This is a genomic window from Solirubrobacter pauli, from assembly GCF_003633755.1.
Classification (GTDB): domain Bacteria; phylum Actinomycetota; class Thermoleophilia; order Solirubrobacterales; family Solirubrobacteraceae; genus Solirubrobacter; species Solirubrobacter pauli.
Genome location: NZ_RBIL01000001.1, coordinates 3,823,647 through 3,837,054, shown reverse-complemented (window position 1 = coordinate 3,837,054; position 13,408 = coordinate 3,823,647). Strand labels below are relative to the sequence as shown.

The 13,408-nt window shown below is 71.9% G+C and carries 11 protein-coding genes; 2 read left to right on the top strand and 9 right to left on the bottom strand.

Translation table 11 applies throughout. The annotated features are described in order from the left end of the window. Nucleotides 1–11 precede the first annotated feature (11 nt). Nucleotides 12–2,501, top strand: a complete 2,490-nt coding sequence (locus C8N24_RS34695) for a lytic murein transglycosylase (protein ID WP_211340009.1) — start codon at nt 12–14, stop codon at nt 2,499–2,501. Nucleotides 2,502–2,524: 23 nt separating this feature from the next. Continuing rightward, the gene (locus C8N24_RS17945; RefSeq protein WP_121252155.1) at nt 2,525–3,334 is read left to right on the top strand and encodes a hypothetical protein; all 810 of its coding nucleotides are present in this window, start codon (nt 2,525–2,527) and stop codon (nt 3,332–3,334) included. On the opposite strand, the gene C8N24_RS17940 is transcribed toward C8N24_RS17945, so the two are convergent. The 9 genes from C8N24_RS17940 to C8N24_RS17905 form a co-directional block, all read right to left on the bottom strand. Continuing rightward, on the bottom strand, nt 3,296–4,063 hold the full coding sequence (locus C8N24_RS17940) for an SIR2 family NAD-dependent protein deacylase (RefSeq protein WP_121253293.1): 768 nt from the start codon (nt 4,061–4,063) through the stop codon (nt 3,296–3,298). The genes C8N24_RS17945 and C8N24_RS17940 overlap by 39 nt on opposite strands. Beyond that, on the bottom strand, nt 4,060–5,532 hold the full coding sequence (locus tag C8N24_RS17935; protein WP_121252153.1) for a 3-hydroxyacyl-CoA dehydrogenase/enoyl-CoA hydratase family protein: 1,473 nt from the start codon (nt 5,530–5,532) through the stop codon (nt 4,060–4,062). The genes C8N24_RS17940 and C8N24_RS17935 overlap by 4 nt, the downstream gene beginning before the upstream one ends. Before the next feature lie 11 nt (nt 5,533–5,543). After that, on the bottom strand, nt 5,544–5,981 hold the full coding sequence (locus tag C8N24_RS17930; protein WP_147447863.1) for an SRPBCC family protein: 438 nt from the start codon (nt 5,979–5,981) through the stop codon (nt 5,544–5,546). Then, a complete protein-coding gene (locus C8N24_RS17925) occupies nt 5,978–6,592 on the bottom strand; it encodes a hypothetical protein (protein WP_121252149.1) in 615 nt (204 codons plus the stop codon). Before C8N24_RS17925 ends, C8N24_RS17930 begins: the two co-directional genes overlap by 4 nt. A gap of 52 nt (nt 6,593–6,644) precedes the next feature. Further along, the gene (locus tag C8N24_RS17920; RefSeq protein ID WP_147447862.1) at nt 6,645–7,808 is read right to left on the bottom strand and encodes a branched-chain amino acid ABC transporter substrate-binding protein; all 1,164 of its coding nucleotides are present in this window, start codon (nt 7,806–7,808) and stop codon (nt 6,645–6,647) included. Between the two features lie 66 nt (nt 7,809–7,874). Next, entirely contained in the window at nt 7,875–10,094 is a 2,220-nt protein-coding gene (locus tag C8N24_RS17915) for an LVIVD repeat-containing protein (protein ID WP_121252145.1), read from the bottom strand. 219 nt (nt 10,095–10,313) lie between these two features. Beyond that, nucleotides 10,314–11,951, bottom strand: a complete 1,638-nt coding sequence (locus C8N24_RS17910; RefSeq protein WP_170179177.1) for a copper resistance CopC/CopD family protein — start codon at nt 11,949–11,951, stop codon at nt 10,314–10,316. Next, nucleotides 11,948–12,523 (bottom strand): DUF1775 domain-containing protein, encoded by a 576-nt coding sequence (locus tag C8N24_RS34045; protein WP_170179176.1) that lies wholly within the window; start codon nt 12,521–12,523, stop codon nt 11,948–11,950. Before C8N24_RS34045 ends, C8N24_RS17910 begins: the two co-directional genes overlap by 4 nt. 11 nt (nt 12,524–12,534) lie before the next feature. Beyond that, nucleotides 12,535–13,401, bottom strand: coding sequence for a hypothetical protein (locus C8N24_RS17905; RefSeq protein WP_147447861.1), 867 nt, complete (start codon nt 13,399–13,401; stop codon nt 12,535–12,537). Nucleotides 13,402–13,408 lie beyond the last annotated feature (7 nt).

Below are 13,408 nucleotides of genomic sequence, written 5' to 3'. Positions count from 1 at the left end.
GCCGCCGGTTCATGACTTCACGCCGCCCGATCGCCATCGCTCTTGCCACGTCCGCGTTCTACGCGGGGATCTTCGTGACGAGCGCCCACGCCGAGATGCACTACGTGCGTGTGACGTTGGTGACCGGCCAGCAGATCACGATCACGGTGGACATCCCGCCGGGGACCCCGGTCGACCAGCTGCAGATCCCGGGCCTGCCCGCGCCGATCGCGTCGATCGTGGACCTCGGCTCCACCGACAGCACGCCGACGCCGACGGCCACGCCGATCGTCACCCCGACGGCGACGCCGACGCCCACCCCGGGCCCGAGCGCGACCCCCGCGCCGAACACGGGCAGCGGCGGCAAGAAGGACTCCGACTACCAGACCGGCAAGGGCGGCAAGAAGCCGTCGGACACGAAGCAGGGCTCGACCGGCAAGGCCGGGGACGAGGACGAGGGCACGGTCGAGGAAGAGGACGCCAACAAGGCGTCCGGCGGCGCCAACACGGAGTCGCTGGCCGGCAAGGTCGCGACGCCCACGCCGAGCCCGACGCCGGTCCCGGACTCGCAGGTGGACCCGCCGTCGCAGGACGACCCGACGTTCTCGCTCGCCGAGCCGGGCCCCGCCAAGGCCGGCGTCCCGAACTTCTTCATCGACAAGTTCAAGATCCCGCCGTTCCTGCTGCCGATCTACCAGGCGGCCGGCACCGAGTACGGGATCCGGTGGGAGGTCCTCGCCGCGATCAACGAGATCGAGACGAACTACGGCCGCCTGAACGAGGTCACCTCGAGCGCGGGCGCGCAGGGGTGGATGCAGTTCATGCCCGCGACGTGGAAGGCCTACGGCGTCGACGGCAACAAGGACGGCCTGGCCGACCCGTACAACCCGGTCGACGCGATCTTCTCCGCCGCCCGCTACCTGAAGGCCGCCGGCGCGGACAAGGACCTGCGCGCCGCGGTCTGGGCGTACAACCACGCCGACTGGTACGTGGACTCCGTCCTCCTGCGCGCGCAGGTGATCGGCGGCATGCCGGAGAGCCTCGTCTCGTCGCTGACGGGTCTGACCGAGGGCCGCTTCCCGGTCGCCGCGAAGGCCACGTACGCCGACGAGGTCGATCCCAAGAACCTCAAGAAGAAGACCGGCAAGAAGGCCGTCGTCGAGGGCAACGCCAACCGCACCGGCCTGTCGATCTACGCGGACGCCGGCGCGCCCGTGATCGCGGTGAGCGACGTCCAGGTGACGAAGATCGGCGTCTCCGATCGCCTCGGCCGCTTCGTCCAGGTCCAGGACGCGTACGGCAACACGTACACGTACGGGCGCCTCGCGAAGATCTCGCAGAAGTACGCCGCGCCGAAGCCGCAGAAGGCCGACCCGAACGAGGTCAAGCGGATGCTGGCCGAGGCGCCGAAGGACAAGAAGCCCAAGACGGCCGCCTCCAGCACCGACCGGCCGGCGCCCAAGACCAAGACGGTCAAGCCGGACGCCGCGAACGCCGCCGAGCAGGTCGCGCCCGCCGCGGTCGCACCGGTCAAGCAGCGCCTGTTCGCGAACCCCACGCGCGTGAACGCCTCCGTCGCCGGCGGCGCCCAGCAGGAGTTCCTGCGGACGGGCCGCGTCGACGGCGCGCTCACCCCCGCCCAGGCCCTCGGCCTCGGCCGTGACCAGATCGTCATCAAGAACCTGAAGGTCGGCTCGCAGGTGCCCGCCGGCACCGTGCTCGGCCGCATCGGCACCGCGTCCTCGAAGAAGCACCCGCACATGCGCTTCGAGGTCCGCCCGGCCGGCCGGGGCGCCCCGCGCATCGACCCGAAGCCGATCCTCGACGGCTGGAAGCTGCTCGAGTCCACCGCGATCTACCGGGCGCAGGGCGAGAACCCGTTCGTCGCCAACCCGAGCTCCGCCGCGTCGGTCGGCCAGATCCTGCTGATGGACAAGGACACGCTGATCCAGCGCGTCCTGAACAACCCGAAGATCCAGATCTACGGCTGCGGCCGGCAGGACATCCAGGCCGGCGCGATCGACCGCCGGGTGCTCGCCACGCTCGAGTTCCTGGTCGCGAACGGGTTCAACCCGACGATCTCCTCGCTCCAGTGCGGCCACTCGTACATGACCGCCTCGGGCAACGTGTCCGAGCACTCGATCGGCAGCGCGATGGACATCGCCGCCATCAACGGCACGCGGATCGAGCCGGGCACCCAGGGCAAGGGCTCGATCACCGAGCAGGTCATCCAGTCGCTCCTGACGCTCCAGGGCAACATGAAGCCGCACCAGATCATCTCGCTGATGAAGTTCGAGGGCGCGGACAACACCCTGGCCATGGGCGACCACGACGACCACATCCACGTCGGCTTCGCGGCCCAGCACGGCGAGAACGCCGCGGCCTCCAAGGAGCTCTCCGCGGTGCTCAAGCCCGACCAGTGGGGCCGCCTGATCCAGCGCCTGGGCGAGATCGACAACCCGATCGTCCCGCTCAACCCGTCGAGCTCCGCCCTCAAAGTCGACCCGACCGGCACCGACTGATCGAGGAGCGCCGCTTCCGCTTCGTGCAGTGGGAGCTCCCGGGCCGTCTGGGACCTCCCCCCGGCCGCTACGTCGTCCGCCGCTACGCCGGTGACGACGCCCAGTCGGTGGTCGTGATCTCCGAAGGCACGGCGCCCCGCCGCGTGGGGCGCCGGGAACCACGTGACACCGTCGTCGTCACCCGGATCACGGTGATCGACGCCGACCCGCTGACCGACGACGCCACGGCCGCGGCCTGGCTGCGCGAGAACGCGTCCGCGCTGCCCTCGTTCGGGCCGACGACGCTCGACCGCCTGGTCCGCTCGTTCCGCGTCGCCGCGGCCGATCCGGACCTCGCCGACGTCGACGTCAACCGCGCGTGGCGGACGAGGGTCGGCTATGGGACAGGCGAGCAGGTCGCCGACGGCGAGTGGACCGACGCGCGCGAGCTCGACCTGGGCGTGCGCGAGCCCCGGGGCGCCAAGCGCTCCAAGCACCGCCCGACGGACCGGCTGGCCGCCCTGCTGTCGGGCCGCGACGCGATCCTCGCGAGCGAGGAGCTGACCCTGCGGGCGCGCCAGGACTTCGAGCGCGGTCGCGGCCGCGAGGCGGCACTGCAGCTCGAGGCCGCGATGACCACCGCCCTCGCCGAGCTCGCCGGCTGGGTCGAGCTGCGCGACATGGCTCAGCGTCGAGCTGAGCTTGAGGGTCGGCTGGATGCCGTCCGCGCGGCAGCGGCGGCGGCACGTGAGGGCACCCTCGACGACGACGCCGTCGAGACGCTGACGACCACGCTGGACCGCCTGGAGGCCGCCCTACGCGCGCGGGCGCTCTACGTCGCCGAGGGCGGCTAGAACCGCCTCGAGCTCGGTCACGACGTCGCCTGACAGCTTCACCGCGGCCTCGTCGTCGTACGGCGTCGGGCCCATCGTCACGAGGGCCAGCCGGCCACCCGCGCGCAGCGTGTCCGCCGGGAGCCCCGCCACCGGGTACACCTCGAGCGAGGAGCCCACGGCGAGCATCAGGCCCGCCGTCGACGCGAGCGCGGTGGCGCGGTTGATGGCGCTCTCGGGCAGGAGCTCGCCGAACAGCACGACGTCCGGCTTGAGCGGCGCGCCGCAGTCGCAGAACGGGATGCCGTCGGCCTCCTCCTCGAGCCGGCGACGGGTCTCCGCCAGCGTGTAGGTCGCGCCGCAGCGCAGGCAGGAGGCGGTGCGGATCGAGCCGTGGACCTCGATCGGGTCGGCCGTGCCGGCGCGCGCGTGCAGGCCGTCGATGTTCTGGGTGATGACGCCCGTGAGCAGCCCGCGGCGCTCGAGCTCGACCAGCACGCGGTGGGCACCGTTGGGCTCCTTGCCGTCGAGCGCCGCGAAGCGCTGGCCGTAGAACGACCAGAAGCGCGCGGGGTCGCGACGCCAGACGGAGATGTGGGCGACCTCCATCGGGTCCACGTTGGCCCAGATGCCGGTCTGGGGTGTGCGGAAGTCCGGGATGCCCGACGGCACCGAGACGCCGGCGCCGGTGAGCACGACGACCGGGCCGGACGTGCGGATCAGCTCGGCGAGCTGCTCGGCCCCGGTCATCGACCGCGCCACCGCGGCTTGCGCTTCTCGATGAACGCGGCGATGCCCTCGCGGCCGTCCTCGGACGTGAAGGCCTCCATGAAGCCGTCCACCTCCGCGGCCAGCCCGTCGTCGAGGTCGCCGCGCGCGGAGACGCGCTTGATCTGGCCGAGTGCGATCGGCGCCTGCCCCGCGGCCTTGCGGGCCCAGGCGAGCGCCGTGTCGAACAGCTCGTGATCCTCGACGACGCGGTTGACCAGCCCGTACTCGAACGCGTCCTCGGCGGAGATCGGCTCGCCCAGGAGGTTCATCTCCAGCGCCTTCGCGGTGCCGACGAGCCGCGGCAGCCGCTGCGTGCCGCCGAAGCCGGGGATGATGCCGAGGTTCACCTCGGGCTGGCCGAACGAGGCCGAGAGCGCCGCGAGCCGGATGTCGCAGGCCATCGCGATCTCGCACCCACCGCCGAACGCGAGCCCGTTGACGGCCGCGATGGTCACGACCGGCGACTGCTCCCACTCGCGGACGAGCGCGTGGATCTCGTCCAGGTGCGCCCGGCCGGTCCACGCGTCCCACTCGGTGAACGCCTTGATGTCGGCGCCGGCGCAGAACAGCGCCGGGTTCGCCGACGCGAGGACCATCGCCCGCGCACGGCCCTTGAGGTCGTCCCACGCGCGCCGCAGCGCGGCGATCACGGTGGGCGCGAGCGAGTTCGCGGGCGGGTTCGCGAGCCACAGCACGGCCACCTCACCCCGCCACTCGAGCTTGACCACCGCGTCCTCGTACCCCTTGGCCGGCTGCGGGTACGGATAGAAGCCCTGTCCGACCGCCAATCCGAGCCGCCCCGAGGCGACGAGCCGGCGCAGCAGGACCGGCGGGTCATCCAGCCGCGCGAGCACCTCGTCGAGGCCCTCGCGGTCGGCGGCCGCGAACGGTCCCGGCTTCACGCCCGCGCCGAGCGCCAGGGCGGTGTCCACCTCGCGCACGCCGGCGACGCCCTCCTCGACCACCGCGCACGCCTCGGCCAGCGGGTCGGCCGCCGCCGTCACGCGCGCGACGATCTGCCCGGGCGTGTCCGCGCAGCGCACGGCGGTCTTGCGCAGCGTCTGCGCGAAGCTGAGCGCCGCCTGCACCGTCGCCTCCGACGTGTCGTCGCCCTCGACGACCTCGACGAGCCGCTTGCCCGGGAACCACTGGAAGCCGACGACCTTCTCCGGCCGCAGCGTGACACCGCTGACCTCGGTGATCGAGCACGCCGCCGTCGCCGACGCCAGCACCGCGTGGCCGGGCGTCTTCGCGTCGAGCCAGGCGAACGCCTCGTGCTTGGCCTCGAGATCGGGCTCGCCCGCCTCGATCACGAAGTCGACATCCCCGAGCCCGTCGTACGAGCCCGCCTGGACGTGCACGCTCTCCACGCCCGCGGCCGCGATCGCCGCCGCGATCTCGTCCGCCAGCTCGCCGGTCCCCACCACCGCCGCCTTGAACACGAACATGGGACGAGACGCTAGCGGTCGGCGGCCAGCTCGTACGAGAAGCGCTGCAGCGTCCGCGCCAGCGACTCGCCGCGCTTGCGCCGCCACCACCAGCGCTGCCCGGGCGGCATCTTCTCCTTCGGCTGCGCCTCGACCTCGACCGTGATCCGCGTGCGGACGCCGTCGCTCTCGAACCGCACCGCCTGCGTGGCGGTGACGCGCTCGTCCTCGACGATCAGCGTCATCCCGTCCCCGGCGGTGAGCCGCATGACCTTCTCGGACACGAGCGCCTGCCCCGCGACGTGGGTCGAGTACACGCGCCGGGCGCCGACCTCCGGCCACTCGCCCTCGAGCTTCTCCAGGTGCGCGAAGCCGTCGATCCAGGACGCCCAGCGGGACGGGTCGTGCCAGAGCTGCTCGGCCTCGAGGCCCGGCGCCTCCACGACGATCACCGCGCGTACCGCTTTCACGACGCCACGCGTCGCCGCCCGAAGAGCACCATGACCAACAGGATGCCGACCACGGCGCCCGCCACCGGCGCGACCACGCCGACGCCACCGCTGGCCGCGGACACGCCGCGGCCCTCGGCGAACGTGCGCACCGCCTGCTCGGCCGCCGCAGCCATGTCCTGACGTGACTTGGAGACCGGAGCCAGCGTCCGCAGGCGCTTCTGGTCCGCCTCGGACGGGAGCGCCTTCTCGCAGAACCCGACCTCGGGGATCGGCACGCAGTGGTAGACGCCGTAGCCGTTCGGCATCACGACGATCACCCAGTCGCGGTTGAAGTTCGCGAGGCCCTGGGCGAGGAACTGCGAGTAGTCCTGCGGGTGCCCGAAGAGCACGCCGACCGAGCCGAGGTCGAACTCGCTCTGCACCATCGCCACCCGCACGGGCAGCCCGTTGCGGGTGACGGCGGTCACGGTCGCGTTGAGCTGCTCGCGGCTCTCGGCCGGGACCTTGAGGTTGTACGGCCAGAACACCCGCGCGGAGGCGAGCACGTCGCTGGCGGGATCCCCGTCCGCCCAGGCGACCCCACCGCACAACGACAGGAAGACCGCGACGAGCGCGGAGAGCGTTCTCAAGTGGACGCCCCGTGGGCCACCGCGAGGTCGGCCCGCGTCCCGGCGCGAGCCTTCACCCCAGCGAGTCTGTGCGCAGCGAGCGGTCCCAGGTGAACGTCCCGTCCTTCACCTTCAGGATGACGCGGTTGTCGTAGAGCAACGTGTGGTCGCTGGCGAAGCGAACCACGCCGAGCGAGTTGACGAACTGCGGATCCAGCTCGGTCATCTTGGCCACCATCTTCGGGCCGTCGAGGCTCTTGGCCTTGTTGGCGGCGTGCGCGATCGTGCGCACCGAGTCGTAGGCCTGTTGCGCGTCGAAGCCCGGGTCGCGCTTGAACCTCGCCGTGAAGGCCGTGCGGAACGGCTTCGCGGTCGGCGTGTTCTGGGGCGAGCTGGTGGCCATCACGACCGCGCCCTCGCCGGCCTCCCCGGCCGCGCTCAGGAACGCCGGTGCCTCGGACTTCGCCGTCGCGGTGAACTTGCCCTTGAAGCCGGCCGCGCGCAGCGCCTTGATCAGCTCGCCGCCCTGCTGGGCGCCGCCGGTCCAGAGCACGAGGTCGGGCTTGGCGGCGATCGCGGCCTTGGCCAGCGTGCTGACCTTGGGGCCCTTGGGCTCGAGCGTCTGCAGCGACACGAGCTTGGGCTGGCCCTCGAGCAGCCCGATCGCCTGCTTGGCGATCGACTTGGACTCGGCGGAGTCGTCCTGGACGACCGCGAGCCGCTCGACCTCCTCGTAGTTCATCCAGAACACCGAGGACAGCGCCTGCTGGTAGATGGTGCCGTTCATCAGGAACGTCGACTGCGCCTCCGCGCCGACGAGCTCGTCGGCGGTGGCGGACGTCACCAGGAACGGCTTCCCGGTCGAGTCGAGCGTCGGGATCTCGCGCGCCGCCGCCTCGTCGCAGGCGCCACCGATCACGCCGATGACGTCGGCGCCGGCGGTCATGAAGCTCTTGGCGCCCTCGTACGCGATGTAGGGCTCGCACGCGTCGTCGACGAGCTCGAGCTCGACCTTGCGCCCGAGCACGCCGCCCTTGGCGTTGAGCTGCTCGACGGCCAGCTTGGCGCCGTCGGTGAGGTCGGCGCCACGCGCCTGCAGCGCTCCGGACGCGGGGGCGAGCACCCCGACCGTCACGGTGCCCTTCAGCGCAGCCGGCTGCTGCTTGTCCTTCTTGTCGCCGCATCCCGCGACGACTGTCGCCATCAGCGCGAGCGCGATGGCGCCCCTCCGTACCACGATCACTTCTCCTTGCCCTCCACGGCGATGCGGGCCGCCCGTGAAGGCGGCCCGCACCAAAGGTACCTACGGGTTGGTCGTCGACAACGTGAACGTCAGCGTCTTGCTGTACGTCCCCGTGCGGAGCGCGTCATTGGCGCCGATCGCCTGCGTGAACGTGATGTTCGGCTTGTCGTTCGACACCGGGCCGGTGTACGTCTTCACGACGCCCAGGCCCTGCAGCGGCTGCGGCAGCGAGAACGCGCCGTTGACCAGGTGGCCGTTGGCGGTCGTGCTCGGGTCCGCGACCGTGAGCGTGGCGTCGCCGGCCGTGGAGATCACGGTCGCGTCGGCCTTGGCCGTGTACGTCGCGCCGACGCCCGGCACGAACGCCGGGAACGTGGCGGGAGCGCCCAGGGTCAGTGACAGCGTCGCCGGCACCGAGCCACCCGGGCCGTTGCCCACCGTGGTGTCCACGCTGGTCTTGACCTTGGCCGGCGTCTGCGAGTCGTCGCAGGAGTTCCAGCACACCTTCGGCTGGACCTCGCCCTTGATCGGATCCTTCCAGCGCAGGACGTCGATGCCGCGTGTGTAGTCGGCCACGTAGACGTAGCCGTTGTGCCAGTACACGGCCGACGTGTTCGAAGCCAGCTGGCCCGTCGCCTGGTTGGCCGGCACGCGGAAGTAGCCCGCCTGCTTGATGTCGGTCGGGTCGGACACGTCGAGGATGCGCGTGCCCTGGGCGTAGAAGCCGATCGCCACCAGGTCGCCCTGGACGGTGAACCAGTGCGCCGAGCAGCCGCCGGTGCCACCCGTCGCGCCCGGGAGGCCGCGCGGGGTGTAGTCGTCGAGCTTCTCGATGAAGTAGCGCTTGTTCGGGTCCGCGGCGTCGAGCGACGGGTCCCACGCCTTGCCGTCGTAGGAGCCGGCGAGGCTCGTGGTCACGAAGCGGCCCGCGCCGCCACCGGAGGTGGAGTCGCAGCCGACCGTGTTCTCCTGCGTGACGTACTGCAGGTCGGTCTTGTTGATCGTCCGGCCCGCGGCGGTCGTGATCGTCGCCGGGGACGTGTCCGAGGCCGCCTGCGTGCGGTGGTAGGAGTTGTGCTCGACCGAGACCTGCGCGTACTGCTCCGGGGTCTCGAGCGTCGGCACGCCGCCACCGGCGTACGGGACCGGGTCGGTCGCGGTGGCCTGACGCTCCACGCCCGTGGTCGGGTCCTTGTGCTTGCCGTTGGTGTAGTAGCCGCGGATGCCGCCGAAGCCCGACGTCCACGCGAGGCCGTTCTGGTCGACGTCGACCGAGTGGGTGTAGGCCGTCTTGTTGTTGTTGCGGCCCATGTCCACGGGCTTGGCGTACGTGTACGGGTGCTTGACGTCACGCACGTCCGTCACGAACGCGGGGACGCCGGACCACTCGGGATGAAGCACGCCCGCGACGTCCTGCGGCTGGCCGTTGACCTTCGAGCCGTTGTTGGCCGGGCCGACGCTCCAGATGTAGCGGCAGTCGTTGATGCAGGTGGCCGTGTGGCCCGCCGGCACCCAGTGGTAGGTGACGACCTCGGGCTTCCACGGGTTGCTGACGTCGATGATGTAGAGGCCCGTGCGGCCGTTCGGGTGGGCGCTGCCGTAGGCGCGCGGGTCGCGGGCCAGGAAGGCGAGCTTGCGGCGCGAGTCGACGGTGGGGTTCTCACCCTCGTAGAAGCCGCGGGTGGTGGAGCCGGGGACGAGGTCCGGGTCGGCCGCGCCGTGCGCGTCCGCCGGCTGGCGGAGCTTGTAGGAGTCGACGCCGCCGACGAACTGCGGCTTCTCCGGGTTCTTGAGCGACCAGATCGACAGGCCACCGGTGCCGTCGCCGAGCAGGAAGTCGTAGCCCAGGTTCTCGTACTTCATGAACGTCGCGCCGGCGTAGTTGCCGTTCTTGTTGTTCGGGTTCTGCGACTGGTTCGGCAGACCGCGCGAGTTCGACAGCCACTCGATGTTGTCCGACTTGACCTGGCCCTCGGCCGGGTTGCTGAAGTCGGCCGGCAGCGTCGGGTTCGTGGGCTCGGCGGCGATGCCGCCGTTGACCCCGTCCAGCGACTTCTGCTCGGCGTCGGCGTCGGCCTGAGCGGTCGCGTACTTGGCGGCGGCCGCGGCGGCGGCGGCCTGCTTGTCGACGTTGCTCGGGTCGGCGGCGGCGGCCGCTGCGGCCGCGTCGGAGGCCGTCTTGAGATCGGCGGCGATCTCCTTGGCCCGCGCGACGGTCGCGGCGGTCGTCTTGACCTGGGTGGCCGCCTCATCGGCCGGCCCAGCCGGTGGCGCCGCCAACGCCGTCGAAGATCCAACCAACAGGGCCGTTGCGGTCAGCAACGCCCCCAAGGCACTACGCATTGTCCATCCCCTCCGTTTGACCCCGGGTGATTTGAACCCAGCGTAAGGGGAGATAAATGCGCGGTCAACCGAGCCCGCCGTTGACGAGGCTCAACGCCAGCGTCAACGCCACGATCCCGAGCACGAGCGCCAGCAGCGCGAAGAGCAGTTTTCTGGTCATCCTTCGGCGTGGTCGAGGACGGTCACGGAGATCGGCTCGGCGCCAGGCGGCTCGACGCGGACGGTGAGGCCCCAGCGGCCGGCCATCACGAGCGCGGACGTCTCCCGGCCGTACGTGCCCGGCCCGGTCTCGGCCAGCTCGTACTCCTGGCGGCCCATCTCCATGTCGAGCATGGTGAAGCTCTCGGTCACGACCGCGCCCGTGACGGGCTTGCCGTCCTTGCGCACGGCGATCGTCACCTGGTTCTGGGTCGCGGCCCGGTTCGGCGTGAGGCCGAAGGTGAGCTCGTAGCCGCCGCGCTCGACGGTCTTGCTCACCGGGCCGGGCCCGACCTCCGCCGCCGGCTTGCCGATCTCCGCGATCGCCTTGGCCGGCGGGGCAAGGCTCGTGACGACCGCGGCCGCGAAGACGGCGCCCGCGATCAGCACGATCTCGCCGCCCACCACCCGCGGCGACTGACGCTGACCGGCGGCCAGCCGCGGCTTCGTCCGCAGCAGGTTGACGGCGCCCAGTGCCGCCGCGAGGCAGAGCAGCGCGATCTTCACCAGCAGCCACTGGCCGTACCCGGTCTCCCACAGCGAGGCGAGCGTGGGCAGGTGCACGATCGACGCCCAGACGCCGGTCGCGACGAGCACGCCGACGGCCCACAGCGCGACGCTGGAGAAGCGCCGGAAGGCGAGTGCCAGCTGCTGCGTGCGCCACAGGATCACGAGGCCGACGAGGCCGCCGAGCCAGATCGAGCCGGCGCCGAGGTGGACGGCGTCGAGCAGGATCGCGAGCCCGCGCGGCTCCGCCGTGCCCGGGTGCCCCGACGTGCCGGGGACCAGCAGGACGCCGGCGGCCGCCAGCAGCGCGCCGCTGGTGGCCAGCAGGTCGGCGATCGTCCGGCGCGGGCGCGCGGGGTCGTCGAGCCAGATCGCGATCCCGGCGGCCGCCGCGAACAGCGCGAAGCACAGCTCCAGCCGGATGAAGCCCTTGCCGAACTCGGTGCCGTCGAGCAGCGGCAGCACCGCGCCGAGGTCGAAGGCGCTTCGCAGGGAGAACTGCGCCGTTGACAGCACGAGGTAGACCGGTGCGACGACCAGCGCCACCACGGACGCGACGCCGAAGGCCGTGGTTACCCCGCGCAGGTCCCGGGCGGGGCGGGCCGTGAGCAGGCGGAGCGCGAACAGGCCGATCGCCGCCATCGCGGCCAGCAGCACGATCCAGCGCGCGGTCACGAGCTCGGGCGTGGCCGCGGTCTCCGCGATCGACGGGATCTTGAACTCGGGCGACGGGCCCGGGTTCGGGCCGACCGCGAACGTGAACGCGCCGCGGATCGGGTGCCCATCGGTCGAGACCACGCGCCAGTACACGAGGTACCAGCCCTCGGCGATCGGCTTGATCGGCACGGTCAGCGTGTTGCCCGCGGCGGTCGGGCGGCCGTCGCGCAGCTGGTTGCCGGGCGCGTCGGTGACCGACACGGACGCGAACCGCGCCTCGACGGGCTCGCTGAACTCGAGCGTGACCGTGCTCGGCGGCGTGTTGACGACGCCGCTCGAGCCGGGGGTGGTGCGGACCAGCGTGGCGTGACCGAACGCCGCCGCCGGCAGTGCGAGCAGGAGGACGAGCGCGATGAGCGCCGCGCGCCTCACGCCAGCTCGCGGTTCCCCGCCTGCAGCAGCAGCGCGATCGCGCCGGCGACGAGGGCCACGGTCGCGATCACGAACGCGATGATCGCGAGCGAGCTGCTGCCACCACCGATCTGCGCCTTGACCTCGACGCGGGCGGCCGGCGTCTCGGAGCCTTCGCCGCCGGTCCAGGCGACGACCGTGCCGTCCGAGTAGGTCTGACGCACGCGGAACGCGTAGTCGCCCGCCTCGGCGCCGTGACCGACGAACTGGATCACCGCCGCCTCGCCGGAGGGCGTCGCGCCGCCGGTGAACGTCGCCTTGCGGATGATCACGTCCTCGCCGCTGCCGGTCTGGTCCGTCGTGCGCTTCCAGCCGGCCGCGGGTACGAAGGCCTCGAGCGCGAACCCCTCGGGTGGCGTGAGCTCGATCTGCGTCGTCGTCACGCCCTCCTTCTCGGTCGGGACGGCGAGCGTGAACGTCTGGCTGGTCCCCTGCTCCGCGAGCGGCGGGCTGAGGCTGGGGTGCGCGGACGCGCTCGCGCAGAGCACGAGCACGGCGACGACCGTCAGCGGCGACAGGAGCCACCTGGGCATGTCTGGGTACCTCACTTGACGGTGAGCGTGAACGGGGCGGTCAACAGCTTGCCGTTCGCGCGCACCTGGATGAACAGGCGCCACGTGCCGGCGACCGGGAGCAGGACCCCGACGGAGAGCTTGCCGGGCGCGCCCGTCTTGCCCGTCACCTGGGCACCCCCGAGCGTGCTCGTGCAGCCGGGCGTCCCGGGCGTGCACACGTGCGTGTGGAAGTAGTCCAGCGACTGCTCGCGGAAGAAGATCGCGTGCGCGAGGGCGCCGAAGTACGGCTCCAGCGTCGGCGGCCGCCCCTTCGGGTCGGTGACCGTGACGTCGATCAGCGAGGCGTCGAGCGCCTTCAGGTCCGGCGCGCTCTCCATCCGCACCGTGTAGCCGTCGACCTCCTGCTCGGCGGCGAACGCGGGCAGCGGCTCGTCCTTGGCCTCCCCGGCCACGTCGAGCCAGCGGAACAGCTGGAAGTTCTTCAGCCCGCCCGCCGCCTGCTTCGGGTAGGCGTCGACGACCACGCGGTAGCGGCCGGGGGCCTTGAAGCGCACCTGGTCGTCGATCGTGCCGTCGGCGGCGATCGGCGGATGGCGATGGATGATCTCCGAGAGGTCGCTGCGCACGTACATCACGTGCACGCCCGTGTGCGGGCCGTCGCCGGTGGCGTACGCGGTCAGCGGCCGGCCGTCGGGCTGCTGGATGGCGAAGCGCACGTCGGTCTTCGCGCCTTCCTCGGCCTTGCCGACCGGCTCGAAGCCCGCGAGCGCGAACGTCTTCGCGGGCGGCGGGGCCGGCAGCTCGCCCGCGGCCTCATCGCCGCCGCCACACCCCGCGACGACCAGCAGCACGCCAGCGACCAGCAGCGGCACGAGCCGCTTCGACCTCCACCCCATCGCGGCA